Origin of the sequence: Desulfofundulus salinus (genome assembly GCF_003627965.1) — a bacterium.
Taxonomy (GTDB): domain Bacteria; phylum Bacillota; class Desulfotomaculia; order Desulfotomaculales; family Desulfovirgulaceae; genus Desulfofundulus; species Desulfofundulus salinus.
The window spans coordinates 1-26,157 of sequence record NZ_RBWE01000001.1 but is presented as its reverse complement, the minus strand read 5'-3'; the positions used below and the strand labels follow the sequence as shown (position 1 = coordinate 26,157).

Sequence of the window (26,157 nt, the reverse complement as noted above, 5' to 3'; positions counted from 1 at the left end):
TTTTAAAACCGGTCGGTTGTCGGGAGATTTTTCTTTTTAAGCCGCCTGGCGCACAATGATGTGACGCAGAACGTCTTCCGTAATCTTGAGCACCCGGTCCAGCTCCTGGGCCACTTCCGGAGCGGCATTGAACTGCATGATCATGTACAGGCCTTCCCGGGTGTGGGCAATTTCGTAGGCCAGGCGGCGCTTGCCCCATTTCTCCAACCTGGTGACTTCCCCGCCGTGGTTTTCCACGAGGGACTTGAACTTTTCCGCCACCTCGCCGGCCCTTTCCTCGTCAAGATCCGGGCGTAGAATGAAAACACATTCATAGCTACGCACTGAACACACCTCCTCCCTGTGGACTGCTGGCCCTACCTTCCTGGGGGTAGAGCAGGGCGGATGACGTCAAAAATTTGACTTGAAGATTATAGCATAATAATGTACAAATAGCAACAACCTGCAGCTATCCTGCATGAACCGGTTTCAGAAACCCTGGCCCCGGGGAGAAGCCCGGTTCTCTTTGAAGCAAATAGTACATCCATTATTTATCTGTTTGATTATCATCCCGACCCGAGCGCACAATTGCCCGCACGCTTTTTTCAAACTTGGGCCGAGGGATCATTACCACCCGGCCGCAGGTCAGACACTTGATGCGAAAATCTATCCCGGTGCGCATCACTTCCCACTGGTCACCCCCGCAGGGGTGGGGCTTACGGGTTCTCACCACATCACCAACCTGATACCTGATCACGCCTTTCACCCCCGCTCATACTCAACACCACCCGCCTGGGGTAAGGGATTTCGATATTTTCCCGGTCAAAAGCTTCTTTGATCCGGCGCCGCAGCTCCCGCTCCACATACCATTGCTGCATGGGTTTGGTGTAGGCAATGATCCTGATCACCACATCCGATTGACCGAAATTTACCACCCCCAGCACGTGGGGGCCTTCGGCTATGATATCGGCCATGTCCCGGGCGGCCTGCTCGCAGACCTGTTGCAGCACGGCCGTAACCCGGTCCAGGTCTTCCTCGTAGGCAACGCCCACTTCCACCAGGGCCCGCATATTGCCCCGGCTGTGATTGGTGACCTGGGTAATTTGGCCGTTGGGGATGATGTGCAGTTCCCCGCCGAAATCCCGCAGGCGGGTCACCCGCAGGCCCATCTCTTCCACCGTACCGCTTACCCCGGCCGCGGTAATGTAGTCACCTACGGCAAACTGGTCCTCCAGTAGAAGAAAAAACCCGGTGATCACGTCCCGGACCAGGTTTTGGGCGCCAAAACCCACCGCCAGACCCACCACGCCGGCCCCGGCCAGGATGGCTTCCACCCGCACACCGAAGAGGTTCAAAATGGTAACCATGGCGATAAAGTAGACGGTGTAGCGCAGGCCGCTTTTCAGCAGGGTGCGCAGGGTCTGAGCCCGCCGGCCGTCCACGGGACCAAGCTTGTTCCAGTTATTGAAAAAACGTTCCACAGCAGCGTCGCCCAGGCGCATGATCACGAAGGCCAGCACGAGGATGAGCAAAACCTTGATGGCCGTACCGAAAACTTTGCCCCAGTCAACGGCGGCCACCTGGGCCAGGGCGACCTGCATCATTGGGGATCCCCAAATACCCTCCATGGCAACAACCCTCCGCCTCTAGGCCCCGAGGAAAGCCCGGTATCCCCGGTAAGCCATGTAAATGTCCACCTTGTGGGCCACCTCAAAGGGGGAATGCATCCCAAGCAGGGGAACCCCGCAATCAACCACGTCCATGCCGTGTACGGCCAGCAGATAGGCAATGGTACCGCCGCCCCCCTGGTCCACTTTTCCTAAAAGGCCGCTCTGCCAGGCCACACCATGCCGGTTAAACAGTTGGCGCACCAGGCCCATGAACTCGGCGTGAGCGTCGCTGGCCCCTTTTTTACCTCCGGAGCCCGTGTACTTGGTCAAAACCACGCCGTGCCCCAGCCGGGCGGCATTCAGTTTATCCATCACATCGGGATAATTGGGGTCAAGCCCGGCATTCACATCGGCCGAAATAGCCCGGGAGTTGGCCAGGATCCGCCGCAAAACCAGTTCACTGTACCGGGGAACAATCCGGGCGGCCAGCTCGGCCACAAAATTGGTGAAAAAGGCCGAGTACATCCCGGTGTTGCCCACACTGCCAATTTCCTCTTTGTCCACGAAAAGGGCTACTGCCGTTCGCGATGGAGCCGGCAAGTCCACTATGGCCCTCAAGGTGGTAAAAACGCTTACCCGGTCATCCTGGCCGTAGGCCCCAATCATGCTCCCGTCCAAACCCACGTCCCGGGCCGGCCAGGCCGGCACGGCTTCAATTTCCGCGCTGATAAAATCTTCCTCCTGCAACCCGTATTCCCGGTTCAGATAATCGAGCACGGTCTGCTTGATTTTTTCCTGCACCTCCCCGCCGGTTAACGGCAGACCGCCCACCAGCAGGTTCAATCCCTCGCCGCTGATCCCTTCACCCATTTTTTTCTCCATCTGGTCCCTGGCCAGGTGGGGGAGCAGGTCGGCTATGGTAAAGACGGGATCCGTTTCCCTTTCTCCGATGACCACTTTAAGCACCTGCCCGTCTTCCTTTACCACCACCCCGTGCAGGGCCAGGGGAATGCCAACCCAGTGGTATTTTTTAATCCCCCCGTAGTAGTGTGTCTTGAACAGGGCCAGGTCCGCCTCTTCGTAAAGCGGCCGGGGTTTTAAATCCAGGCGGGGGCTGTCCCCGTGGGCGCCCACAACGTTCAAACCTTTTTCCAGGGGTTCGCTGCCGATTACGGCCATGGCCATGCATTTGCCCCGCCAGGTGGCAAAAACCCGCTCTCCCGGTTGCAGGGCGGAGCTTTGTTCCAGCGGAACAAAGCCCCTGTTTTGAGCCGTCATAACCGCCATGTCGATTGTTTCCCGTTCCGTCTTGGCGGCGGAGATGAACTGTCGATACTCTTCCGTCAGGTTCATCACCGCCTCCTGCTCCGAGCTGTTCAGCTTTGTCCAAACCGGCGTGGTACCGGATTGATTTTTTATGTTCTGTGTCATTTTTACTCCCCCTATCGATATACTCCGGACAAAGGTATTATTTCCCCGCTGCCGGCAACTTAGCATTTCATGTACCTTTTTTAAGTGTAGAGAGCCATAAGAACGGGCATTAGCTGTTGTAACGCTTCGACAACAGGAGCCAGGAATTGGGTCAGTCGAGATGACTCAACTGCCCGGGCAAGCCATGGCAGGGGCTCACCGGGAAGCCAGGATCCGGTTGCATTCTGAAAGGCAAAGATCGCTGCTAATAATATGGCTGCCGCCACAATCCCCCGGACAATGCCCAGGACCAGTCCGCCAACCCGGTCAACGGGACCGAGAAAGCTGAACCTGGCCGCCCGGGCCAGCAACTGTCCCAGCCAGCCAATCAAGCGGGCGGCAACCAGCAGGATGGCCATAAAGGACAGCACCTCGAGCAGGCCCTGCGCTATATACAGGTCCCATCCCGACAGGGGCCCGGGAGCCTGGCCAATAGCAGGGGCGGAAAACCAGGATTTAATCCATTGATCCAACGGCCATTGCTGCCTGAGGTATGCCGCCAGGGGGGCCTGAAATTCCCTGGCCAGAAACAGACCTACAAGGAGGCCGCACAGCCGTGTCAGGCCTGCCACCAGGCCGGTCTGCACACCCCGCCATGTTGACCAGCCAATCATCCACAGCAGGAATAAATCAAGCCAGTTCAATAAACCAAACCGCCCTTTCTTTTTTGCCTTTTTTATTTTGAAGATCATTTTTTCTCGCAACACTTGCCCGATTCCTTCCTATTTCCATTCCCTGAGGAGCCATTTTAACTTAAAGGGCGTAATTAACAGGCCGGCCATGATCATCAGGCCGGCGTAACCAAATAGCGGGTAAAGTATTTGCACCAGTCGGGTAAAGTCCATCCCGGCCAGAGGAAGGGTGAGTATAATTGTCCCCAGGCCTACCAGGCGGTAGGACCGGCCCCCGCCGGCAGCAAGGCGGCTGGCAAAGCCATGGGCGTCCGCAATGGCGGTGGTTAAAATGGCCAGCCAGATCAACATCCCCAACCCGTGCCGCCAGCCTTCTCCCAGGTCGCCGGCAATGCACAAAAGCGGCACCTGATAGCAGGTTATCTGGGGATAAAAAAACAGACCCGCCAGGGTGACCAGGACTGCCGTGGTGCCCAGGGCAATCCCGCCAGTAAATCCGCCCACAACCCCCGGCCTTTGCTCCACGCTGCGCCCCAGTGAGGACAATACGGCCAGCGGTACGACCATGTTGTAAGACACGTAAAGGATGCTGGACCAGAGCCAGTGCCGGCCTGCCCCGGTCAGTGGCTTGCCTGCTTCCGCTATCTCGGGCCACCCGCCGTGGTGAATAACGGCGAGGAGGCAAACCAGGGCGATAATGCATATTTTCACCGGCACCAGGATCATGTTTGCCACGAGTACCCCTTCCAGCCCGCCCAAAATGACCAGGGCCGTAATCAGTGCAGCCAGCAGTGCCCCCAGTTCCGTAGGAAGGCCGAATTGTTCATGGAATAAGGCACCGCTGCCGGACAGCATTACGGCCAGTCCTCCCGGCAACATGGCCAGGCTCAGCCAGTCTACCACCCGGGCCAGCCTGCGTCCCATCAAGAGCGGGAGCAGTTCCGCGTAACTGCTGCACCCAAGGGCCGTGGTGAGGGTCATTAACAAAAACCCCATCATGCCAAAGAGCAGAGTTGCTAAAATGACGCCCCAGAGCCCTTTTTCTCCAAAAATAATAAAGAACTGCATAATTTCCTGGCCGGAGGCAAACCCGGCACCAATCACCGTGCCAACATAAAGGGCACTAACCTGAAACCATTGCCGGAACCAACCGTTTCCCGGCAAGTCCACCACCCCCTTTTTCATTCCTATGCAGCGGGGGTGACAAGTTGACCAAAATTAAGCTTCCCAGGAATAATTCCAGGCTTGAGGGGAAATAAATATACTAGTTATTGGCAAATCAGGGGGAATCCAAGATGATTGACAAGGCCCAGGATATACAGGATTTAATGGCTGGTGGTAAGACAAGGGTTCATATAGAAGATCCCATGGCGGCCAAAAAATTTGGTTATGATCTTTTTGCCCGCCTGGAGCGATACAGCGGGCTATCCGGCCAGCCCCTGGTTCTGTTGTGTATTGGCACCGACCGGTCCACCGGCGACTGTCTCGGCCCGCTGGTGGGCACCAAGCTGGCCTCCAGCAATCAGGATCTTTTTGCCGTCTACGGCACCCTGGACCAGCCTGTTCATGCCAGCAATTTACAGGAAAAGCTGGATGAAATATACCGGGTGCACCAAAATCCCCTGGTAATCGCCGTGGACGCATCCCTGGGTAGTGTGGACAGCGTCGGCTTTGTTACCATAGGGGATGGTGCCCTGCACCCGGGAGCCGGGGTAAACAAAAAACTGCCCCCGGTGGGTGAGATTCACATCACCGGCATTGTTAACGTGGGCGGTTTCATGGAGTACCTTGTTCTGCAGAACACCAGACTGAATCTGGTTATGCGCATGGCCGATGTTATTGCCCAGGGGATATTGCACACCATAGCCCTCTGTACTAAACAAGAAACCCGGGAAATTTGACCCGGGTTTCTTGTTTGAGGGGCGTTACCGTTAACTTTAAACCCGCATCCTCGTCATAACGGTTTTACTGAATATTTACGTCCGTTTTTGATCATTCCAGTTCCTTAATCCGCGATAAAATCTGGTCCGGTGTTTTCCCGGCCGCATCAATCACCGGTACCTTTGTGGTAATGTCCTGCATGTTCATGGTGTTGTTGTCCAGCCCCGTAACCACTATGGCCAGGACATTTTCACTGTTGCCGGGGTTTACCACTGTATACCCCTGCTCCCGCAGGAGCTCCCTCAGCCCCGTTAAGTTTTCTTCTACAGCAATTTTTTTGGACATATTCAAACACCTCCCGTTCCCTGTTAGTATGACCGGGAGGTACTTTTTTAACTCACCTCGCCGGGAAGTTCCCGCGCCTTTTGCCTTTCTTGCTCGTAAGGCGAGGGCGAAGAGCGGAGAATTTTACGCCTGTGGGGCCGTTCTTTCTTTTAATATTTGAATCACTTCCTGATCGGTGGTCTGGCTGAAATCCCGGTAAAACTGCCCCACGGCGTAAAAATCGTCCGGAGCCGCCAGCACCACCAGCTGGTCCACCTCGTCTTTCAGCCGGTCCAGGGTGTCCCGCGGCGCCACCGGAACGGCCAAAATGAGCTTCTGGGGCTTAAATTTTTGCCGGATCCAGCGAAGGGCGGCCAGCACCGTGTAGCCGGTGGCAATGCCGTCGTCAACAACGATAATGCACCGCCCGCTATAATCCGGGTATTCAACCCCGCCCCGGTACAGGATCATCCGCCTTTTTATTTCCCTTTTCTGTTCATCCACGAGCCCGGTCAGATCTTTTTCTTCCAGCCCCAGAAAAGCAAGCAATGAATGGTTGAAAAAGGTTGTACCATCCTGCGTCACTGCTCCGATGGCCACCTCCGGATTGTGCGGCGCCCCAATTTTTCTGGGGATAATCACGTCCAGGGGCATGCCCAGTGACCGGGCGATTTCCGCCCCCACCACCACCCCTCCCCGGGGTATGGCCAGCACCAATCCGTTGTGCTTGCAGACACCAGCCATTTCCCCGGCCAACTTTTTTCCCGCTTCAACACGGTCGGAAAAAATCATCTGGTTGCCACCACCTTTTTTGAATCCTGGACCTATCGCTTATATCCCTGATTTGAGTATACTTAAATTCGGGGGTAATCAAACGTAAAATGTTTGCCAAAGTGAACTTCTTTTAATTTTGAAGGGGTAAAAAAAACCTGTGAAAGGATGGTTATTAAGCCGTGAACATAGCCTACCTTGATTGTGTGGGTGGTATCAGCGGGGAGATGCTCCTGGCGGCCTTAATAGACGGGGGAGTAAATGCCCGGGAGCTGACTGGCCAGCTCAACTTTCTACATCTCGGTGGCTTTGAGGTTAATATAACAGAAGAAGTAAAGGGAGGCTGGCGGGGGATCCGGTTGTTCTTTTCCGTGGACACACCGTTCCGGTCTTCTTACCAGCTTGGCGACGTCCTGGAGCTCATTGCCTCAAGTTCCCTGCCTGCACCAATTAAAAAAACTGCCGGCCGCGTTTTTGAGCGCCTTGCCTGTGCCGAAGCCAGGGTGCGGGGCATCTCCCCCCGGGAGGTGTGTTTCGAGGGTGGGCAATTCATAAAATCAGTCCTGGCCGTAACAGGCAGCTGTCTGGCCCTTTTCATGCTGCAGGTGGAGCGGGTTTACTGCTCCCCTTTGCCGGTGGGCCACGGCCCCCTGATTCGTACCGGCGGTGTTATGCCCGTTCCGGCCCCGGCCACGGCAGAGTTGATGCTGGGGGTTCCCGTATACACGGTAGATGCTGAAGGGGAACTGGTTACTGCTGACGGCGCAGCCATCGCCACAACGCTGGCTGCGGAATTTGGCCCACTGCCGCCCATGCAAATTGCCGGTATTGGCTACGGCATCGGCGCCCACAATTTTTCCGTCCCTAACTTGTTGCGGGTATTTTTGGGCAAACACATCCAGGGCTCAAGCACTGGAACGCCCGGGGGCGGCGATACGGTGCTGGTCATGGAAACTGACATTGACGATATGAATCCCGAGTTTTTTTCGTACGTTGACCACCTGTTGCGGCAGGGCGGCGCCCTGGACGTGTTTCTTACGCCCACCATCATGAAAAAAGGGCGTCCCGGCACCCGTTTAACGGTTCTCTGCCCTCCCGCTCTGGAGGAAGTTCTGCTCGGCATTATTTTCCGGGAAACAACCACCCTGGGGGTGCGGATCAGGCAAGAGCGGCGAAGCGTTCTTAACCGGCATCAGGTTCAAGTGCAGACCCCATGGGGTCAGGTCGGGGTGAAGGTGGCCTATTTGACGCCGGATAATCCCCTGCAGGTCAGTCCGGAATATGAGGATTGCCGCCGGCTGGCCGAGAGCTCGAGTCGCCCTATCCAGGAAATTTACCACGCCGCCCGGCAGGCGGCCCTGGATAAACTTCAAGAATAGTTTATGACCCCTTTGTTTTTCGATCACTGGAAAGACCGTATTCCACCTTCATCTTTTCGTAACGGGCATAGGTAACTGGAGAAATTTCAGCAATCGGAAGCGTATCGAGGAGGGGTAATATTTTTTTCAAACTTTCGCCCCTGAGCATCCACTGGTAGTAGTTACGGCCGCCATGGGTATACGGACCGTACAGGCGCGAGCCCGGAACGTTCTGAGTCAGCCACTCAAAAAGACGGTGGTGCCGCGCATGCATGCGCAGAGTTATCTGTGGTTGCCTGCCGTCACCGCCAAAATGGCCCTCTCCCACCAGCAGACCGAGCAAAAAGCCGAGTTTAAAATCATCCATACTCTATCCCCCGCATTGTTGTTTCACCGTCATGTAACACGTGAAACATTTTTAAAACCCTTAAATTGTTTCATTGACCTATAGCAAGCTCCAAAATAAAAAATTAATCAATTCATAAGCAGGTTAATAATTTCGTCCAGTTGTGCCCGGCTCTCAAAGGTAATTTCAATAACCCCCCGGCCACCCCGCCGGGAACGAATACGCACTCTTGTACCCAGGGCACCACCAAGCATATCCTCCATAGATTCTAATTCCTCATCTTTACTACGGGAAGAAGGAGATGCCTGTTTTTGTGCAGGCTCATGGTTTTTACCATCTTTGTCGGAAAAACGGCGGATCAATTCCTCGGTCTCACGGACATTTAAACCACCAGAAACCACTTCCCGGGCCGCGGCAATTTGGGTGGCCGCATCGTCCAGGGAAAGGATGGCCCGGGCGTGGCCGGCTGTAATCAGACCCGCGTTGAGCATATCCTGCACTTCCGGAGGAAGGCTCAATAAACGCAGGGTATTGGCAATGAAGGGCCTGCTTTTTGCCACCAGCCTGGCGATATCTTCCTGGGTAAGCCCAAACTCGTCAATTAGCCTGCGGTAGGCCACCGCTTCTTCCAGCGGGTTCAGGTCTTCCCGCTGCACATTTTCGATCAGGGAAATGGCTGAAGCCTCCAGATCGCCGTAATCACGGATGATGGCCGGGATAAACTCCAGGCCCAGCATACGGCAGGCCCGCCAGCGACGCTCCCCGGCTATGATCTCATACTTGCCGCCGGGAACAGGCCGGACCACAATGGGCTGTACAACGCCGTGCTCCTGTATGGAAAGCGCAAGCTCTTGAATTTTTTCCTGGTCAATGGCCTGGCGGGGCTGGCGGGGGTTCGGCTGCACTTCGTCAACCCGGATCTCCTGGAGCGCACCCTCACCTTCGGATTGCACCACGGGGATTAAAGCACCCAGCCCTCTACCAAGACCGCGCTTCTTACTCAATGCCCATCACTTCCTTAGCCAGCTCATGATAAACCTCCGACCCCCGGGAACGGCGATCGTAAATCATGATCGGCTGCCCGTGACTGGGGGCCTCACTCAAGCGAACATTGCGGGGAATGATGGTCTTATACACCTTGCCCGGGAAAAATTTTTTTACCTCTTCCACCACCTGAATGCTGAGGTTGGTTCGCCCGTCAAACATGGTCAACAATATGCCTTCCAGCTCCAGTTGGGGGTTCAAACGTCTTTGAACCAGGTGAATGGTATTCATCAATTGACCAACCCCCTCGAGAGCATAATATTCGCATTGAATGGGAATTAAAACCGAATCGGCGGCAGCCAGGGCGTTGAGGGTTAGTAAACCAAGGGAAGGTGGACAATCCACAAAAATAAAATCAAATTGCTCCCGTACGGGTTGAATTGCCCGGCGCAGGATGCGCTCCCGGTCGACCATGGATACAAGCTCAATTTCAGCCCCGGCCAGCTCAATGGTGGCCGGGACCACCTTTAAACCGGGCAGGGAGGAGTCCACAATAACATTGACCAGTTCTTCTGCTTCAATGATAACATCGTAAATGCAAAACTGCAGCTGGTCTTTATCAATGCCCAGGCCGCTGGTGGCATTACCCTGGGGATCAATATCCACCAGAAGAACCTGTTTTCCCATGAGGGAAAGCCATGCCGCCAGATTTACTGCCGTGGTTGTTTTGCCCACACCTCCTTTTTGATTGGCAATGGCGATGGTCTTTCCCAAAGATAACCACTCCTTCAACTGCTTCATGTGGGCAATTATTCAACAGAACCGGCTGCTGTTCCTGCAAGAAAATGGCCACTGTCTAAAACAGCGGCCATTTCCCGGTGCTAACCCCGTGGTTTAAAAGTTTCACATTTGGTTTGAGGAGAATTACTGGCCTTACTGACACCGTTGCGGTCTACCTGAACCATTGGAGCGTCACATGCCAAATCGCTGTTATACTGGCACTCCGAAACGGAACATTTAATTTGTTGTGGCATAGGGCTACTCACCTCCAATGATAAGTTGCCCCGCAAGGTATCACTTTATGTATGATAAAAAAGCTTTTTGAAAATTAAGCTACAACAGGAAAAACCTACAACGGGCGGCGTTGCGGGACGCCCGGCCGTCGCGGATATTTTTCCGGTGTAGGTCCCGTTTTTTCAATTAAGACCACTTTCCTTTCGTCGCCGGTTAAAGGCAAAAAAACTGTTTTAACCTCTTTTACAGTACCACCTAGAATATTCAATGCATTGCCGCTGGCAGGCAGTTCCTCCTGCACCGCCGGGCCCTTGAGGGCAATAAAAAGGCCCCCAGTTTTCAAAAAGGGAAGTGCAAATTCCAGCAATACGGGAAGCGGAGCTACTGCCCGGGCCAGAGCCAGATCAAAAGAAGCCCGGTAATGGACATGACGGGCCAGATCCTCGGCCCGGCCGCAGGCCACATCCACGCCCGTCATGCCCAAAGCACCGGCCACGTGGCGCAAAAACGAAACCTTTTTGCCGGTTGATTCGACCAGGGTACAATGTAGATCTTCACGCACAATTTTCACCGGCAAACCGGGAAAACCTGCACCGGTACCAATATCAACGACCCTGGCCCCACCGGCGGGGTTATGGACCAGCAGGCAGGTTAAAGAATCGATAAAATGCTTTATCGCGACGTCCCGGGGCTCAATCAGAGAGGTTAAATTAAACTTTTCATTCCACTCGATCAACAAACGGTAATAACGAAGAAAACGTTCGCACATGTTTTCCATCAGGGAAATGCCCAAAGCGCCGGCGGCGTCACGAAGCAATTGCTTGAATTCATGCAAACAATACTACCCCCTTAAGCTGCCGCGAAAGGCACGGCACTGTCCCTGGGTGAAGGCTACTTTTGCCCATCATGGCTATCTTCTACCTTTTGCGCCCGGTGGCGGCTCTCCAGGTAAACCAGGAGCACGGCAATATCGGCGGGATTGACCCCTGATATACGGCTTGCCTGGCCGATGGAACGGGGGCGAATTTGTTCCAGCTTTTGCCTTGCCTCAGTGGCCAGCCCTTTGATGGCGCTATAGTCTATGTCATCGGGAATACGCCGGTTCTCCAGCTTTTCAAACCGGTCCACCTGGGCCTGCTGCTTTTTAATGTAGCCTTCATATTTAATCTGGATCTCCACTTCTTCTTCTACATCCCCGGGCAGCTCGGGAGCCCCCGGATCTATTTCCTTAATGTGCCGGTAGGTAATCTCAGGCCGGCGCAACAAAGCGGCCAGTGAGGCAGCCTGCTGCAGTGGGGAACTGCCGGCCCCTTCCAGTATGGCCTGCACCTTTTCATCCACCGTGACCATGGTGCGGCGCAAACGGTCAACCTCTTCATTAATCAGGCGACGCCTCTTTTCAAAAACCCGGTACCGTTCGGGAGTAACCAGTCCCACCTCGTAACCCTTTTCCGTGAGCCGCAGGTCTGCATTATCCTGGCGCAGGAGTAAACGATATTCGGCCCGGGAGGTAAGCATGCGGTAGGGCTCGTTGGTACCCTTGGTGATCAGGTCGTCGATCAGCACGCCAATGTAGGCCTCGGAACGGGACAGAATCAACGGGTCTTTATCCTGAATGAAACGGGCGGCGTTAATGCCGGCAATAATGCCCTGAGCGGCCGCCTCTTCGTAACCGGAAGTGCCGTTAACCTGCCCGGCACTGAACAAACCGCTAATGGTCTTGCACTCCAGGGAAAGTTTCAACTGGGTGGGAATGAGATAATCGTACTCGATGGCATAGCCCGGGCGCATTATCTCCACCTTTTCCAGGCCGGGCAGTGAGCGCAGCATGGCCAGCTGAACATCCTCGGGAAGGCTGGTGCTCATGCCCTGGACGTACATCTCTACCGTATCCAGACCTTCAGGCTCAATGAACACCTGGTGGCTGGGGCGGTGGGCAAAACGCACCACCTTGTCCTCAATGGAAGGGCAGTAGCGGGGCCCCGTCCCCTTAATGAAACCGCTGAAAAGGGGAGAGCGGTGCAGGTTCTCCCGGATAATGCGGTGGGTTTCCTCAGTGGTATACGTAAGCCAGCAGGGCACCTGCTCCCGGTGGGTCACGGGGGAAACAAATGAAAAGTTAAGCAGGCGGTCGTCCCCCGGCTGGATGGTCAGCTTACTGAAATCTATAGTCCGCCGGTCCACCCGGGCGGGGGTGCCGGTTTTAAAGCGACCCAGTTCCAGCCCCAGCTCCCGCAGGGAATCGGACAATCCCACGGCGGCAAACTGGCCGTTGGGACCGCCGGTATAAGCCAGATCGCCGATAATGATACGGCCGTTCAGATAGGTCCCGGTGGTGAGGATCACCACTGGAGCCAGAAATTTGGCCCCGGTAGTTCCCACGACTCCCTCCACGCGAGTGCCCCGCACCAGCAAGCGCTCCACCAGGACCTGCTTTACGTCCAGGCGCTCCTGGCTTTCCAAAACTTTCTTCATGCTCCACTGGTAGCGTTTTTTGTCCGCCTGGGCCCGCAGGGCCCGCACCGCCGGCCCCTTGGCGGTATTTAACAGACGCATCTGGATGGCCGTGCGGTCGGTGTTGAGTCCAATCTCGCCCCCCAGGGCATCCACTTCCCGCACCAGCTGGGCCTTGGCCGGCCCGCCCACGGCCGGGTTGCAGGGCATCAGGGCCACATTATCTAAATTTAACGTCAGAACCAGGGTACGGCAGCCCATGCGGGCCGCGGCCAGGGCCGCCTCGCAGCCGGCATGGCCCGCCCCCACGACGATCACATCATATTTTCCTGCCAGGTATTCCACGAAAGCCAGACCTCACTTTCCGATACAGAAATCCCGGAAAATCCGGTCCACGATATCCTCGGCAACCGTGGTGCCGGTAATTTCACCCAAAGCCTCCCAGGCCGCCCGCAAATCGATGGCCACTAAATCCAGGTTTTCGCCGGCGGATAAAGCGCGGATCACTTCCTGCAGGTGCTCGTGGCAGCGAGCCAGGGCCTGCTTGTGGCGCACGTGGCTGACCAGGGGCAGTTGTGACGCCACCGCCTGGCCGCCGAGAACCATCTGTTCGATGGCCTCTTCCACCTGGGCCAGGCCCTCGCCGGTCTTCACCGAGATCACCTTCACGGGCTTGTCCGGGAAAAGCTGGCCCACCTGCCGCGCCAGGGCCTCACCATTGCCAATATCGCTCTTGTTTACCAGAATAATCCCCTTTTGCTCCCGCACCAGTTCAAGGACGGAGAGGTCCTCGGGTGTCAATCCCGTGCTGGCGTCCAAAACCACCAGCACCAGGTCGGCCATTTTCACCAGATCCCGGGAACGCTCCACGCCGATCTTTTCCACAATGTCGTCGGTCTTCCGCAGCCCGGCCGTATCGGCCAGGCGAATGGGTATGCCCCGGATGTTCACTACTTCCTCAATAATATCCCGGGTGGTGCCTGGGATCTCGGTAACGATGGCCCGTTTTTCCCGCAGGAGGGAGTTGAGCAGGGAGGATTTACCCACATTGGGTCGTCCCACAATGACAGTGCGTAATCCTTCCCGGTAAACCTTGCCGGAACGGGCCTGCCGGAGGAGATCCTCCAGCTCGCCCATGACAGCGCGCACCGATTCCACCATATCCTCGCGGGTGGCCTCTTCAATCCCCTCTTCGGGAAAGTCGATGCTTGCCTCCACCTGGGCCACCAGTCCCAGCAGCTGATCCTGGAAGGCACGTACCCGGGAGGAAAGCTCCCCGGCCAGCAAAGACATGGCCACCGCAAGGCCGGCTTCCGTTTTAGCCCGGATAATATCCAGAATGGATTCGGCCTGGGCCAGGTCCAGGCGGCCGTTTAAAAAGGCGCGCCGGGTAAATTCGCCGGGCTCGGCCAGCCTGGCACCGTATTGCAGCACCAGTTCCAGGGTCCGCCGCAAGGGAACGATACCCCCGTGGCAGTTAAATTCCACCACATCTTCCCGGGTAAAAGTCCGGGGGGCATACATCACCCCGAGCAAAACCTCATCCACCGGCTGGCCGGTGGCCGGATCCACCACCAAACCGTAAAAAAGGCGATGGCTACCCTGCTTCCGCCAGTCCGCACCCGAGCGACTGACAAAAAGTTTCTCTGCTATGGCAACGGCATCGGGACCGGAAACACGCACGATACCGATGGCCCCTTCGCCAAGGGGAGTGGCAATGGCTGCAATGGTATCATTCAACACAAGACAACACCACCATTTGAAAAAACCCAGCCCGGCTAAGACCGGCTGGGTCTACGGTAAAGAAAACGTTTATTTTTTGGGGGAGATTATTATTTTGCGGTAAGGTTCCTCGCCCTCGCTGTAGGTATAGATATCGTCCCTTCCCTGAAGGGCGGTATGGATGATTCTGCGCTCGTGGGAAGTCATCGGTTCCAGTACCACATTCCTGCCGCGCTGCTTGGCCTTTTCGGCCAGTTTTACGGCCAAACGCTGCAGGGTTTCCTCCCTCCGGCGGCGGTAACCTTCCACATCTAAAAACACTTTACACCGCTGACTTTTATTCTTATTGACATAGAGACTAACCAGGTACTGGAGGGCATCAAGGGTTTCGCCCCTCCTGCCGATCAGTATGCCCACATCCCGTCCCTCTATATCAATGAACACGTTATTTTCCTTCTCTTCGATGGCCATATTTACGGGGAGGTTCATGGCCCCTAAAAGCTTATCGAGCAATTCCTTTGCCCGGCGCGACGGCGTATCTTTAACCCGTACCCTGACCCGAGCCGGTCGTGAACCCAGCAGTCCCAAAAAACCTCTGGAAGGTTCCTCTAAAACCTCAATTTCCGCTTCTTCCCGGGAAATTCCCAGTTGGGCCAGCGCCAGGGAAACCGCCTCGTCCACTGTTTTAGCGGTTTTCTCTACTCCCTCCACCGGTGTTTAGCGCCTCCTTCAAACCTTGGGTATGCCTGTTCACAAAATACTGCTGGACAATACCAACGGCATTGAAAATCACCCAGTATAAAGCCAGGCCCGCAGGCACGGTAGCACTAATCCAGGCAATAAAGATGGGCATGACGATCAGCATGGTGCGCTGGGTGGGATCGGTCATGTTGGTGGTCATGCGCGATTGAACATAGGTAGTTAAACCAGCTAAAAGGGGGAGGATAAAATAGGGATCTCCCACCTGGCTTAGATTTTTCACCCACAAGAACCGGGCATGGGCGGGATCCGCGTAATTAAAGTGCAAAAGCGCGCGATAGAGGGCAATTAAAATGGGCATCTGAATCAAAAGAGGCAGGCATCCGGCCATAGGATTTACATTATGTTCCCGGTACAGTTCCATGATTTTTTGCTGCATTTTCTGGGGATCTTTATTGCGGTAGCGCTCCTGAATCTCCTTAACCTTGGGCGCCAGCTGCTGCATGATCACCATAGAGCGCATCTGCTTGACGGACAAGGGGTAAAGGGCAATCTTAATGAGAATGGTAAGTAAAATGATCGCCAGGCCGTAATTTGCCATATGAGCCAGCTCTGTAAGGTGGTACAACCAGTTTAACAGAGCGGTCATGCCATCAACTAGAGCTTGAAACAAACCATCCCCTCCTTGCTTATTTAACCGGATCATAGCCACCCCGGCAAAGGGGATGGCAACGCAAAAGACGCCACAGGGCTAAGAGCAAACCACGGGTTACACCGTATTTAGCCACGGCCCGTATGGCATACTCGGAACACGTAGGGTAAAAGCGACAACTGGGCGGCTTTAAAGGCGAAATAAAACGCTGGTAAAAACGCAGTCCGGCGATAACCAAAGCGCGCATGGGTAATCAACCTTTCGACGTCATCTTGCGGACAGCCCGACGGGCAAGGTTATATAGCTGTCCCGCCAAGTCATGAAAGTTTTTCCCCACGGCCTCCCTGCGGGCGATGATCACTACATCATGATCATGTGGAAACCAATCCTCATTTAGACGGCAGATTTCCCGCAAAACACGGCGCACGCGGTTCCGGACAACAGCCTTGCCCGTTTTTTTACTCACGGAAAAACCAAAACGCCGGCCCTGTCCTCGATTACGGGACAAATACAAAACCAGGGCACCGCAGGCCACGGAATGACCCCGCCGGTAAACCCGTTGAAAATCTTTTTTCTTTTTTAAAATCTCCATGGCCACGGACCAATCCCGCTCACAAAACCACCCGACCAAATTACGAAAAGGCCACCCTTTTATTAAGCGGCCTTATGCAGTAAGTCTTTTTCTTCCCTTCAGCCTTCTCCTCTTAATTACATTACGGCCTGCCCTGGTGGACATGCGCTTTAAAAAGCCATGAATCTTTTTACGCTTTCTGTTCTTAGGCTGATAAGTGCGCTTCAAGTCGTAACACCTCCTTACCACCATCCCGAACTGGAAAAACCAGACACATCACAAGTTATTATATAGGAAAAACCCTTCCCAAGTCAAGAAAAAACCCTGGACGGCAATAGCCCGTCCACAACATACACAATTATCCACAGGATGCCATTTTATCGGTTGATAAGCCCTGGCAAATTTGATATTATTGAATCGCCAGCAACCGGGGATAAAATTATCCACAGGTTGTGGGTAAAGTTGGGTATAAAGCTGTCGATAATTATGCTAAAAAATCCAAGGGACAAGCCCCGTCAAGTCGTTTACGGAGGCTTTTTTTAAGTTGTAATTAACGACTGTGAGCAGGGGGTTACCTCATATGGTAAAAGCACATATCACTGAGATTTGGGATGAACTCCTGGCCCATATCCAGCCGCGCCTGGATGCGGAAACCTATGAAATCTGGCAGGAATCGGTACTCCCCCTGGGGTTTCACCGGAGCACATTTTTCATCCAGGTCCCAAACCAATTTTACCGTGACTGGCTGGTCACCCGCTATGCGTCCATAATCAAAAATTACCTGCAGGAAATCACAAGGGACGAAATTGAAGTACAATTTCTACCCGCCGAAGAGGTTAATGAAAAACTACTCAACAGAATACGCAAATCAACGCCTTCCGTAGCTACGGAAACCTGCCCCCTCAACCCCCGTTATACCTTTGATACCTTCGTGGTGGGCAACAGCAACCGGTTCGCCCACGCAGCCTGTCTGGCAGTAGCCGAATCTCCAGCGGAAACCTATAATCCCCTGTTCATTTACGGCGGGGTTGGGCTGGGGAAAACCCACCTGATGCATGCCATAAGCCACTATATCCTGGAGCGGGGCACCTACAGCCGCATAGTTTACGTTACTTCAGAAAAGTTCACCAATGAGCTGATCAATGCCATCGCAGAAAAGCGGGCGGTGGAATTCCGCAACAAGTACCGGGGCATGGACGTGCTGCTCATCGACGACATCCAATTTCTGGCCGGTAAGGAACGCACCCAGGAAGAATTCTTCCATACTTTTAACACTTTATACGAGGCTAACAAGCAGATTGTCATTTCCAGCGACCGACCGCCCAAGGAAATACCAACGCTGGAAGACCGGCTGCGCTCCCGCTTTGAATGGGGCCTGATAACAGACATCCAACCGCCGGATCTGGAAACGAGAATTGCCATTCTAAGGAAAAAGGCCCACCTGGACAACGTCAACGTACCTGATGAAACGCTGGAATACATAGCGCAACAAATCACGTCCAACATACGTGAGCTGGAGGGGGCACTCATACGGGTGGTGGCCTACGCCTCCCTGTACAAGCAGCAGATCACCACCCAGCTGGCCCGGGATATCCTGAAGGACATCCTGCCCAAAAAGTCGCCCAAACAGATTACGGCGCAATTAATCCAGGAAAAGGTAGCCGCCTATTACGGTCTTAAACCGGACGATTTCAAGTCCAAAAGGCGCAGCCGCAACGTGGCTTTTCCCCGGCAGATCGCCATGTACCTGACCCGCGAACTGACGGATCTTTCCCTGCCGCAAATCGGGGACGCCTTCGGGGGAAGAGACCACACCACCGTGCTCCACGCATGCGAGAAGATAAGCTCCCAGATGGCCACCGACACGCTGCTGGAAGAAGCCATCAAGGAAATCAGACAAAAAATTAAAGAAGAAGTATAGCGGTGTTTAAACGCAACCAGGCCGCAAAAGCTTGAACGATCAAAGTTACGGTTTAATCACAACCGGTTGAAAATTAACAAGTACTTATCCACAGGACAAGGATTATATTTTTTAATCCGTTTTCCAAAGAAAGCGGTATTTATCCACAAGTGCACAGCCATTACTAGAATGTACTACTTATAAGAAAGTTAAGTTAATCTTTATCATGATTGTGGGGGAAAACCCGTGAAGTTCACCACCAGCAAATCGACGCTTGCCCATGCCATAGGAACGGTACAAAAAGCAGTATCCCCGCGTTCGCCGCTGCCAATCCTTTCCGGCGTCCTTTTTAAAGCGCACGGTGACCAGCTGACTGTCACCGGGTCCGATACGGAACTAACTATCCAGTGCACGGTAAACGTGGAAACGGAAAGGGAAGGTTCGATAGTCCTGCCCATCAAGTACATTGCGGACCTGGTCCGCTACCTGCCGGACGTGCCCATCCAGTTCCACACCCTGCCGGAAAGTACCAGCACTACCATTATTTACGGTGTCTCCCAGATAAACATTCATGGGTTCGAACCCGAGCAATACCCGCGTCTGCCGGCGGTGGAAAAAGGAGCCAGTCTTTCTCTGGCCCAGGATGTACTTAAGGATATGTTACGGCAGGTGCTTTTTGCCGTTTCCAACGACGAAACGCGTCCCATCTTCACCGGCGTTTTAATGCAGGTGGAGGAAGGCCAGCTGCGGCTGGTGGCCACCGACACCTACCGCCTGGCCGTGCGCCGCTTTCAGCTGGAACGGGAACCGGAACAACAAATCAACGTCGTCATTCCCGGGAAAACTTTAAACGAGGTGGCCCGGTTAATCGGCGGCGATGAGGAAGAAATAACCATTGTTTGCGGGGAAAATCACGTTTTCTTTCTTACCGGAACACTGAAAATAGCCTCCCGGTTAATTGCCGGCCAGTTTCCTCCTTACGAACAGGTCATTCCAAGAGAATTTGTTACGCGCGCGCGGCTGGCTACCAGGGAAATACTGGAAGCAACGGAAAGGGCCTCTCTGCTTGTTCGCGATGGGCACCCGGCGGTACAATTCTCACTGCAGGAGGACGGCTGCGTGGTTTCCGTGCAGACCCAGGCCGGCTGGATCCGGGAAGAAGTGAGCGGGGCGGTGGAAGGGGAGCCCCTGGAAATCTGGTTCAACGCCCGGTACATGGGTGAAAGCCTGCGGGCCCTGGGCAGCGAGGAATTAAGTCTGGAATTGACCGGCCCCTTAAGTGCGGCCGTGCTCAGGCCGGCGGGGGAGGAAAATTACCTGTCCCTGCTGCTGCCGGCAAAACCGCCTAAAGAATAGCGGGCGCAATAAGCCCGGGAGGAATCAGGTGCATATAGAGCAGATCCGCCTGGAAAATTTTCGTGGCTATGCCCGGCTACACTGGCAACCTGATCCCCTGATTAATGTCATCACGGGAGGTAATGCCCAGGGTAAGACCAACCTCCTGGAGGCTATTTTTTTTGGTTTTACCGGGCACTCCTTCCGGACCAACCGGGACAGGGAGATGATCCACTGGGGCAGTTCCTATTGCCGGGTTGAAATAAATTTCCATTCGGGGCAGCAGGAAAACTCTACGGTTATCCTTTTATCCGCCGAAGGAAAAAAACAGAGGAAGCTAAACGCAAGCACAGGTCGGGACATGGACCCGGTCCTGCTGCCCCTGGTGTTTACCCCCGATCACCTGCTGATGATCAAGGGAAGTCCTGCAGTGCGGCGCCGCTGGCTGGATCAGGAGCTGGGGCCCCTGCAACCGGGCTATCTGGCCTGTTTTCGCCGCTACCAGCAGGTACTGGCCCAGCGGAACAATTTATTGCAGAAGATCAGGGTAAAGCAACGCAACCGGCAGGAACTGGAGCCGTGGAACCAGCAGCTGGCGGCTTTTGGCGCCAAAATCATTGCCTGGCGGTGCCGCCTGCTGGCGGAGCTTTCCCCCATAGTGCGGGAGATTTACGGCCAGATAGGCGGAAGGGACGAAAAGGCAGGCCTTTCCTATCTTTCCTCCCTTCCCCTGGAACGGACAACGGGAGAAGCGGAAATCTGCGAGAGCTTTATGGGGGAATTATCCAGGCGCTATGACGAGGAAGTGGCCCGGGGGCAGACTTTAGTTGGACCCCACCGGGACGACCTGGGCACCACCATCAACGGCCAGGACGTCCGTCGCTTTGGCTCCCAGGGGCAGCAGCGCACCATGGTGTTGGCCCTGAAGCTGGCCCAGCTGGAACTGGGAAGGCGTTTTGCGGGGGACTACCCCGTCATCCTCCTGGATGACGTTTTTTCCGAACTGGATCAATACCGGAGGGCACAGCTGGTCGAGCACATACGGAAGAAAACGCAAGTTTTCGTGACGACCAGCCAATCCGCCGGTTGGGATATTGCTGGCCTTTCCGGACGGGTGATAACCGTTCGGGAGCATGTACTTCATGAAGGGGGTTAGATTTTGTTTTTACATCTCGGCGGCGATGTGATCATCCCTAAAAAAGATGTGATTGCCATATTAAATGTGCGCGCGCAGAATTCTCCCATCACCCGAGAGTTTTTGGAAATTGTCAGGAGCGAAAAGACGGTCCAGATAATCGCGGAAAAGGGCAAGGAAAAATCCTATGTACTCACCCGTGAGCAAATATATGTATCCCCTATTTCCTGTTCCACCTTAAAGAAAAGGGCGGAAGCGATAATTTTTACTGTAGATTAGCTGAAGATGCCAGAATAAGGTTATAATTTTAGTGACAGGCGTTGGAAAGAGACTCGTTTTTGAGAAATGGAGGTCCCGGCCTTGCTGGAACAGGAGATGAACAATCGCTACGGCGCGGAAGAAATCCAGGTTCTTGAAGGATTGGAAGCTGTCCGCCGCCGCCCGGGGATGTACATCGGGAGCACTGGTCCCCGGGGTCTGCACCACCTGGTTTATGAAGTGGTGGACAACAGCATAGACGAAGCCATGGCCGGTTTCTGCGACCGGATAGAAGTAGTTGTCCATAAGGACAACAGCGTGACCGTCATTGACAACGGCCGCGGCATTCCCGTGGACATTCACCCCAAAACCGGCCTGCCGGCGGTGGAAACGGTCCTCACCATGCTGCACGCCGGGGGAAAATTTGGCGGCACCGTATACAAAGTTTCCGGGGGGCTGCACGGGGTAGGGGTGTCGGTGGTAAACGCCCTTTCCGAGTGGCTGGAAGTAGAGATTTGCCGGGACGGGCACGTTTATCACCAGCGTTACGAACGGGGGAAAGCGGTTACCCCGTTGAAAACCATTGGTACGGCTAAAGCCACGGGCACCAAGGTTTCCTTTAAGCCGGATGCGGAAATCTTTGAAGAGCTGGTGTTCAACCACGAAACCTTAAGCCAGCGCCTCCGGGAGCTGTCTTTTTTAAACCGGGGCATTAAAATTATCTTCCGGGATGAGCGTACGGACCAGGAGGTAGTCTACCAGCACGACGGCGGCATCAGGGATTTCGTGCACTACCTGAATAAAAATAAAGAGGTCCTGCACAACCGGCCCATTTACGTGTTTGGCGAGCGGGAAAACGTCCAGGTGGAGGTGGCCCTGCAATATACCGAGGGCTACGTGGAAAGCCTGTTTTCCTACGTCAATAACATCCACACCGTGGACGGGGGCACCCATGAGGCCGGTTTTAAAAGCGCTCTCACCCGGGTGGTCAATGACTACGGGAGAAAATACAACCTCTTAAAAAACGGCACCCCCGCCCTTACGGGAGAGGACATCCGGGAAGGGTTGACGGCGGTGATCAGCGTCAAGGTGCCGGAGCCCCAGTTTGAAGGCCAGACCAAGACCAAGCTGGGGAACAGCGAAGTGCGGGGGATTGTGGATACGGTGGTGGCCGACGGGCTGGCCACCTTCCTGGAGGAAAACCCGAGCATTGCCCGCAGGATACTGGATAAAGCCATTACCGCCGCCCGGGCCCGGGAAGCCGCCCGCAAGGCCCGGGAGTTGACCAGGCGCAAGAGCGCCCTGGAAAGCGCTTCTTTGCCCGGGAAGCTGGCCGACTGCTCCGACCGGGATCCCAGCAAGACTGAATTGTACCTGGTGGAGGGGGACTCGGCCGGCGGTTCGGCCAAACAAGGGCGGGACCGGCGGTTCCAGGCCATCCTGCCCCTGCGGGGCAAAATCTTGAACGTGGAAAAGGCGCGCATGGACAAGATCCTGGCCAACGAGGAGATCCGGGCCCTGATCACGGCCCTGGGCACGGGAATTGGGGAAGACTTTGACTTGAGCAAGGCCAGGTACCACCGCATCTTGCTCATGAGCGATGCGGACGTGGACGGGGCCCATATCCGCACCCTGCTTTTAACCTTCTTTTACCGCTACATGCGCCCCCTTTTAGAGGCGGGTTACGTTTATATTGCCCAACCTCCCCTGTACCGCATTCGCAAGGGCAAGATTGACCGTTATGCCTACAGCGATGCCGAGCTGGAGGAAATACTCAAGGAAATCGGCCGCGACGGGGTTTCCATTCAGCGCTACAAGGGTCTTGGTGAAATGAACCCGCAGCAGCTCTGGGAAACCACCATGAACCCGGAAAAGCGGACCATTTTAAAGGTGAGCATAGAGGACGCCATAGAAGCAGACGCCATTTTCTCCATGCTCATGGGAGACCGGGTTGAGCCCCGCCGGGAGTTTATCCAGCAGAACGCCCGGGCCGTGCGCAACCTGGATGTCTAAGCAAAAATAACTTTTTGAGGTGACCTTTGTTGTCCGTTAATATCGGCAAGGTAATTCCCATCGACATCAACGAGGAAATGAAGCATTCCTACCTGGATTACGCCATGAGCGTAATCGTGGGCCGGGCCCTGCCCGATGTGCGGGACGGGCTGAAACCAGTGCACCGGCGCATTCTTTACGCCATGCACCAGCTGGGGCTTACCCCCGACCGTCCCCACCGCAAGAGCGCCCACATTGTGGGTGAGGTAATGTCCAAGTTCCACCCCCACGGGGATATGGCCATTTACGACGCCCTGGTGCGCATGGCCCAGGACTTTGCCAGCCGCTATCCCCTGGTGGACGGCCACGGCAACTTTGGCTCCGTTGATGGGGACGCCCCGGCGGCCATGCGCTACACGGAAGCCCGCATGGCCCGCATTACCATGGCCATGCTGGCGGATATTGAAAAGAATACGGTCGACTTCATCCCCAACTACGACGGCAGCACCGAGGAACCCAAGGTATTGCCCGCCCGCATCCCCAACTTGCTCGTGAACGGTTCCTCAGGCATTGCCGTGGGCATGGCCACCAATATCCCGCCCCATAACCTGGGGGAAGTAATTGACGGCGTGATCAAGCTGATCGACAACCCGGACATCACCATTCCGGAGTTAATGCAGGTAATCAAGGGGCCAGACTTCCCCACCGGCGGGAAAATTATGGGCCGGCAGGGCATCCGGGAGGCCTACCAGACGGGCCGGGGGGCCATAAAGGTGCGCGCCCAGGCCACGGTGGAAAAAATTGGCGGAGGTAAGAACGCCATTATCGTCCACGAACTGCCCTTTATGGTAAACAAGGCCCGGCTGATTGAAAAAATAGCCGAGCTGGTCCGGGAAAAGAAAATCGACGGTATTACCGACCTGCGGGACGAATCAGACCGGAGGGGAATGCGTATTGTCATTGAGCTGCGGCGGGATGTCAAGCCCCAGGTGATCCTCAACCAGCTCTACAAGCATACTCAGATGCAGGAAACCTTCGGGGTAATCATGCTGGCCCTGGTGGACGGCCAGCCCCAGGTATTGAACCTGCGGCAGATGCTGGGCCATTACCTGGAGCACCAGAAGGAAGTGGTCGTCCGGCGCACCCGCTTTGACCTGGACAAGGCCGAGGCCCGGGCCCACATTGTGGAAGGGTTACGCATTGCCCTGGATCACATTGACGAGGTCATCAATACCATCCGGGCCTCCCGGACGGTGGAAATAGCGAAAAATGCCCTTATGGAAAAGTTTGGCCTTTCCGAAAAACAGGCTCAGGCCATTCTGGACATGCGCCTGCAGCGCCTTACCGGCCTGGAGCGGGATAAGCTGGAAGAGGAGTACAAAGAACTTTTGGACAGGATTGCCTACCTGCGGGGTGTGCTGGCCGATGAACGGAAGGTCTTGCAGATTATTAAAGACGAGCTCACCGAAATGCGGCAGAAATTTGCCGATCCCCGCCGCACGGTGATCAGCGACGAGGACACCACCCTGGAAGCCGAGGATTTGATTCCGGAAGAAGAAGTGGTAATCACCATTACCAACCAGGGTTATATCAAGCGCATGCCCCTGGATACCTACCGGAGCCAGAAGCGCGGCGGCCGGGGCATTACCGCCATGGGGACAAAGGAAGAGGACTTTGTGCGGCATTTATTTATTACCAGCACGCACCACTACTTCCTCTTTTTTTCCAACCGCGGGAAGGTCTACCGCCTGAAGGTGCACGAAATTCCCGAAGCCGGGCGCCAGGCCAAGGGAACGGCCCTGGTCAACCTGATCTATATTGGCCAGCAGGAGCGGATCACTGCGGTGATCCCGGTGCGGGAATTCAGTAACGGGCTGTATCTTTTCATGGCCACCCGCTTTGGTGTGGTGAAGAAAACGGAGCTGGAGCAGTTCGATACTTCCCGCCGGGACGGCATTATCGCCATCAAGCTTGACGAGCAGGACGAACTGGTGGAAGTAAAGCTCACCAGCGGCCGGGAAGAAATTATCATCGGCACAAACCAGGGGCTTGCCATTCGCTTCCCCGAGGAGGAAGTGCATCCCTACGGGCGCACCGCCCGGGGGGTGAAGGGAATCACCCTGCAGCCGGGGGATACGGTGGTGGCCATGGATATCGTGCGCCCGGATGGAGACGTGCTGGTGGTCACGGCAAACGGTTACGGCAAACGTACCCCCGTGTCCGATTACCGCCTCCAGTCCCGAGGCGGCAAGGGGATCATCAGCGCCCGGGTGACCGAGCGCAACGGTCCGGTGGTGGCCATGCAGGTGGTCAAACCGGAAGAGGAGATCATGGTCATCAGTGCCGAGGGGATTATCATCCGGTTAAAAGCCAGCGACATTTCGACCATGGGACGGGCAACCCAGGGCGTAATGCTCATGCGCCTGGCCCCGGGGGACAAACTGGTGGCCGCAGCCCTGGTCAGCGCTGAAGAATGATTTAATATAACCCTATGAAAACTTAATTTCTTGGTTGACAGCTATTTGCCCCTGTGGTATATTTAATCCTGCACTCGCTAAATGGAGTCCGGCCGGGTTGCCCTGTAAAAGGGTGACCGGCAGGACCATAAAAAAGTAAAAATTACCTGTTGACTAAGCTTAAAAAAGTTTGATACAATCAAAAATGCGCGTTGAGCGCGGGTAGTGGTCCTTGAAAACTAAACAGGGAGGAAGAAGGCAGGGGGGAAGGTATAGCGGAAGCGCCATTAAGAGGTGCGGAAGCGGCCTGAACCTCGTTGGAAGGCGAGCAGTAATTCCGAAGAGCATGGACGGACTTGAAGTTTGATGGAGAGTTTGATCCTGGCTCAGGACGAACGCTGGCGGCGTGCCTAACACATGCAAGTCGAGCGATTGAGAGGTGAGAGGTGAGAGGTTAGAAGTGAGATTAAGAAGGCTTTGGCAAAGCCAAAGCCAACAATAAATCTCACATCTCGCTTCTCACATCTCACCTCTCAATAGCGGCGGACGGGTGAGTAACGCGTGGATAACCTGCCCATTAGACCGGGATAACGCCGGGAAACTGGCGCTAATAC

The 26,157-nt window shown here is 55.0% G+C and carries 28 protein-coding genes and 1 rRNA gene; 9 read left to right on the top strand and 20 right to left on the bottom strand.

What is annotated here, in order from left to right:
- Positions 1-36: 36 nt before the first annotated feature.
- The 6 genes from rpsF to D7024_RS00120 form a co-directional block, all read right to left on the bottom strand.
- The gene (rpsF, locus tag D7024_RS00145; RefSeq protein WP_121450008.1) at positions 37-324 is read right to left on the bottom strand and encodes a 30S ribosomal protein S6; all 288 of its coding nucleotides are present in this window, start codon (positions 322-324) and stop codon (positions 37-39) included.
- A 202-nt stretch (positions 325-526) separates the two neighbouring features.
- Entirely contained in the window at positions 527-736 is a 210-nt protein-coding gene (locus D7024_RS00140) for a DUF951 domain-containing protein (RefSeq protein WP_121450007.1), read from the bottom strand.
- A complete protein-coding gene (locus D7024_RS00135; protein ID WP_207666863.1) occupies positions 714-1,607 on the bottom strand; it encodes a mechanosensitive ion channel family protein in 894 nt (297 codons plus the stop codon). Before D7024_RS00135 ends, D7024_RS00140 begins: the two co-directional genes overlap by 23 nt.
- 18 nt (positions 1,608-1,625) lie before the next feature.
- On the bottom strand, positions 1,626-3,020 hold the full coding sequence (locus tag D7024_RS00130; protein WP_121450006.1) for an aminopeptidase: 1,395 nt from the start codon (positions 3,018-3,020) through the stop codon (positions 1,626-1,628).
- An 80-nt stretch (positions 3,021-3,100) separates the two neighbouring features.
- Positions 3,101-3,766: a CvpA family protein gene (locus D7024_RS00125; RefSeq protein ID WP_121450005.1), complete on the bottom strand. Its 666-nt coding sequence runs from the start codon at positions 3,764-3,766 to the stop codon at positions 3,101-3,103.
- A gap of 15 nt (positions 3,767-3,781) precedes the next feature.
- Complete coding sequence (locus tag D7024_RS00120; protein WP_341466926.1) at positions 3,782-4,861, bottom strand: YkvI family membrane protein; 1,080 nt, start codon at positions 4,859-4,861, stop codon at positions 3,782-3,784.
- A gap of 125 nt (positions 4,862-4,986) precedes the next feature.
- Between D7024_RS00120 and yyaC the strand changes: the two genes are divergently transcribed.
- Positions 4,987-5,592 carry a spore protease YyaC gene (yyaC, locus tag D7024_RS00115; RefSeq protein ID WP_121450003.1) on the top strand — a complete coding sequence of 202 codons (606 nt, stop codon included), beginning with the start codon at positions 4,987-4,989 and terminating at the stop codon, positions 5,590-5,592.
- A gap of 91 nt (positions 5,593-5,683) precedes the next feature.
- Here yyaC and D7024_RS00110 read toward each other — a convergent pair whose 3' ends face one another.
- Together D7024_RS00110 and D7024_RS00105 are read right to left on the bottom strand one after the other, a co-directional pair.
- A complete protein-coding gene (locus tag D7024_RS00110; protein WP_121450002.1) occupies positions 5,684-5,917 on the bottom strand; it encodes a YkuS family protein in 234 nt (77 codons plus the stop codon).
- Between the two features lie 123 nt (positions 5,918-6,040).
- Positions 6,041-6,688 (bottom strand): phosphoribosyltransferase, encoded by a 648-nt coding sequence (locus D7024_RS00105; RefSeq protein ID WP_121450001.1) that lies wholly within the window; start codon positions 6,686-6,688, stop codon positions 6,041-6,043.
- Between the two features lie 161 nt (positions 6,689-6,849).
- Here D7024_RS00105 and larC point away from each other — a divergent pair, with 161 nt between their 5' ends.
- The gene (gene larC, locus D7024_RS00100) at positions 6,850-8,046 is read left to right on the top strand and encodes a nickel pincer cofactor biosynthesis protein LarC (protein ID WP_121450000.1); all 1,197 of its coding nucleotides are present in this window, start codon (positions 6,850-6,852) and stop codon (positions 8,044-8,046) included.
- A 1-nt stretch (position 8,047) separates the two neighbouring features.
- Here larC and D7024_RS00095 read toward each other — a convergent pair whose 3' ends face one another.
- The 12 genes from D7024_RS00095 to rpmH all read right to left on the bottom strand — a co-directional run bounded on the left by D7024_RS00095 (position 8,048) and on the right by rpmH (position 16,695).
- On the bottom strand, positions 8,048-8,392 hold the full coding sequence (locus tag D7024_RS00095) for a hypothetical protein (RefSeq protein WP_121449999.1): 345 nt from the start codon (positions 8,390-8,392) through the stop codon (positions 8,048-8,050).
- Positions 8,393-8,499: 107 nt separating this feature from the next.
- Positions 8,500-9,375 carry a ParB/RepB/Spo0J family partition protein gene (locus D7024_RS00090; RefSeq protein ID WP_121449998.1) on the bottom strand — a complete coding sequence of 292 codons (876 nt, stop codon included), beginning with the start codon at positions 9,373-9,375 and terminating at the stop codon, positions 8,500-8,502.
- Positions 9,368-10,129, bottom strand: a complete 762-nt coding sequence (locus tag D7024_RS00085; protein WP_121449997.1) for a ParA family protein — start codon at positions 10,127-10,129, stop codon at positions 9,368-9,370. Before D7024_RS00085 ends, D7024_RS00090 begins: the two co-directional genes overlap by 8 nt.
- A gap of 107 nt (positions 10,130-10,236) precedes the next feature.
- Positions 10,237-10,389: a DUF1540 domain-containing protein gene (locus D7024_RS00080; RefSeq protein ID WP_121449996.1), complete on the bottom strand. Its 153-nt coding sequence runs from the start codon at positions 10,387-10,389 to the stop codon at positions 10,237-10,239.
- A 95-nt stretch (positions 10,390-10,484) separates the two neighbouring features.
- Positions 10,485-11,204, bottom strand: coding sequence for a 16S rRNA (guanine(527)-N(7))-methyltransferase RsmG (gene rsmG / locus D7024_RS00075; RefSeq protein WP_121449995.1), 720 nt, complete (start codon positions 11,202-11,204; stop codon positions 10,485-10,487).
- A gap of 56 nt (positions 11,205-11,260) precedes the next feature.
- A complete protein-coding gene (gene mnmG, locus D7024_RS00070; protein ID WP_121449994.1) occupies positions 11,261-13,168 on the bottom strand; it encodes a tRNA uridine-5-carboxymethylaminomethyl(34) synthesis enzyme MnmG in 1,908 nt (635 codons plus the stop codon).
- Between the two features lie 12 nt (positions 13,169-13,180).
- Complete coding sequence (mnmE, locus tag D7024_RS00065) at positions 13,181-14,566, bottom strand: tRNA uridine-5-carboxymethylaminomethyl(34) synthesis GTPase MnmE (RefSeq protein WP_121449993.1); 1,386 nt, start codon at positions 14,564-14,566, stop codon at positions 13,181-13,183.
- A gap of 69 nt (positions 14,567-14,635) precedes the next feature.
- On the bottom strand, positions 14,636-15,256 hold the full coding sequence (jag, locus tag D7024_RS00060) for an RNA-binding cell elongation regulator Jag/EloR (RefSeq protein WP_121449992.1): 621 nt from the start codon (positions 15,254-15,256) through the stop codon (positions 14,636-14,638).
- Positions 15,231-15,917 (bottom strand): YidC/Oxa1 family membrane protein insertase, encoded by a 687-nt coding sequence (locus tag D7024_RS00055; protein WP_243113635.1) that lies wholly within the window; start codon positions 15,915-15,917, stop codon positions 15,231-15,233. Before D7024_RS00055 ends, jag begins: the two co-directional genes overlap by 26 nt.
- A gap of 16 nt (positions 15,918-15,933) precedes the next feature.
- Positions 15,934-16,143 (bottom strand): membrane protein insertion efficiency factor YidD, encoded by a 210-nt coding sequence (gene yidD / locus D7024_RS00050; RefSeq protein ID WP_121449990.1) that lies wholly within the window; start codon positions 16,141-16,143, stop codon positions 15,934-15,936.
- 6 nt (positions 16,144-16,149) lie between these two features.
- Complete coding sequence (gene rnpA, locus D7024_RS00045; RefSeq protein WP_341466925.1) at positions 16,150-16,527, bottom strand: ribonuclease P protein component; 378 nt, start codon at positions 16,525-16,527, stop codon at positions 16,150-16,152.
- A gap of 33 nt (positions 16,528-16,560) precedes the next feature.
- A complete protein-coding gene (gene rpmH / locus D7024_RS00040; protein WP_013824550.1) occupies positions 16,561-16,695 on the bottom strand; it encodes a 50S ribosomal protein L34 in 135 nt (44 codons plus the stop codon).
- Positions 16,696-17,047: 352 nt separating this feature from the next.
- Here rpmH and dnaA point away from each other — a divergent pair, with 352 nt between their 5' ends.
- The 7 genes from dnaA to D7024_RS00005 all read left to right on the top strand — a co-directional run.
- A complete protein-coding gene (gene dnaA / locus D7024_RS00035; RefSeq protein WP_121449988.1) occupies positions 17,048-18,388 on the top strand; it encodes a chromosomal replication initiator protein DnaA in 1,341 nt (446 codons plus the stop codon).
- A 225-nt stretch (positions 18,389-18,613) separates the two neighbouring features.
- On the top strand, positions 18,614-19,723 hold the full coding sequence (dnaN, locus tag D7024_RS00030; RefSeq protein ID WP_121449987.1) for a DNA polymerase III subunit beta: 1,110 nt from the start codon (positions 18,614-18,616) through the stop codon (positions 19,721-19,723).
- Positions 19,724-19,751: 28 nt separating this feature from the next.
- Positions 19,752-20,858 carry a DNA replication/repair protein RecF gene (gene recF, locus D7024_RS00025; protein ID WP_165859204.1) on the top strand — a complete coding sequence of 369 codons (1,107 nt, stop codon included), beginning with the start codon at positions 19,752-19,754 and terminating at the stop codon, positions 20,856-20,858.
- Between the two features lie 3 nt (positions 20,859-20,861).
- Positions 20,862-21,116: an extracellular matrix regulator RemB gene (gene remB / locus D7024_RS00020; protein WP_121449985.1), complete on the top strand. Its 255-nt coding sequence runs from the start codon at positions 20,862-20,864 to the stop codon at positions 21,114-21,116.
- Between the two features lie 96 nt (positions 21,117-21,212).
- Complete coding sequence (gyrB, locus tag D7024_RS00015) at positions 21,213-23,108, top strand: DNA topoisomerase (ATP-hydrolyzing) subunit B (protein ID WP_278246266.1); 1,896 nt, start codon at positions 21,213-21,215, stop codon at positions 23,106-23,108.
- Positions 23,109-23,137: 29 nt separating this feature from the next.
- A complete protein-coding gene (gyrA, locus tag D7024_RS00010) occupies positions 23,138-25,564 on the top strand; it encodes a DNA gyrase subunit A (protein ID WP_121449984.1) in 2,427 nt (808 codons plus the stop codon).
- A 342-nt stretch (positions 25,565-25,906) separates the two neighbouring features.
- Positions 25,907-26,157 (top strand): 16S ribosomal RNA (locus tag D7024_RS00005); the annotation flags it as partial.

Excerpts from the sequence above, each read along its gene's own strand:
- D7024_RS00130 (WP_121450006.1), bottom strand. The coding sequence starts at position 3,020 with ATGACACAGAACATAAAAAATCAATCCGGTACCACGCCGGTTTGGACA.
- yyaC (WP_121450003.1), top strand. The coding sequence starts at position 4,987 with ATGATTGACAAGGCCCAGGATATACAGGATTTAATGGCTGGTGGTAAG.
- D7024_RS00135 (WP_207666863.1), bottom strand. The coding sequence starts at position 1,607 with ATGGAGGGTATTTGGGGATCCCCAATGATGCAGGTCGCCCTGGCCCAG.
- gyrB (WP_278246266.1), top strand. The coding sequence starts at position 21,213 with ATGAACAATCGCTACGGCGCGGAAGAAATCCAGGTTCTTGAAGGATTG.
- dnaA (WP_121449988.1), top strand. The coding sequence starts at position 17,048 with ATGGTAAAAGCACATATCACTGAGATTTGGGATGAACTCCTGGCCCAT.
- yidD (WP_121449990.1), bottom strand. The coding sequence starts at position 16,143 with ATGCGCGCTTTGGTTATCGCCGGACTGCGTTTTTACCAGCGTTTTATT.
- D7024_RS00080 (WP_121449996.1), bottom strand. The coding sequence starts at position 10,389 with ATGCCACAACAAATTAAATGTTCCGTTTCGGAGTGCCAGTATAACAGC.
- D7024_RS00110 (WP_121450002.1), bottom strand. The coding sequence starts at position 5,917 with ATGTCCAAAAAAATTGCTGTAGAAGAAAACTTAACGGGGCTGAGGGAG.
- D7024_RS00105 (WP_121450001.1), bottom strand. The coding sequence starts at position 6,688 with ATGATTTTTTCCGACCGTGTTGAAGCGGGAAAAAAGTTGGCCGGGGAA.
- D7024_RS00095 (WP_121449999.1), bottom strand. The coding sequence starts at position 8,392 with ATGGATGATTTTAAACTCGGCTTTTTGCTCGGTCTGCTGGTGGGAGAG.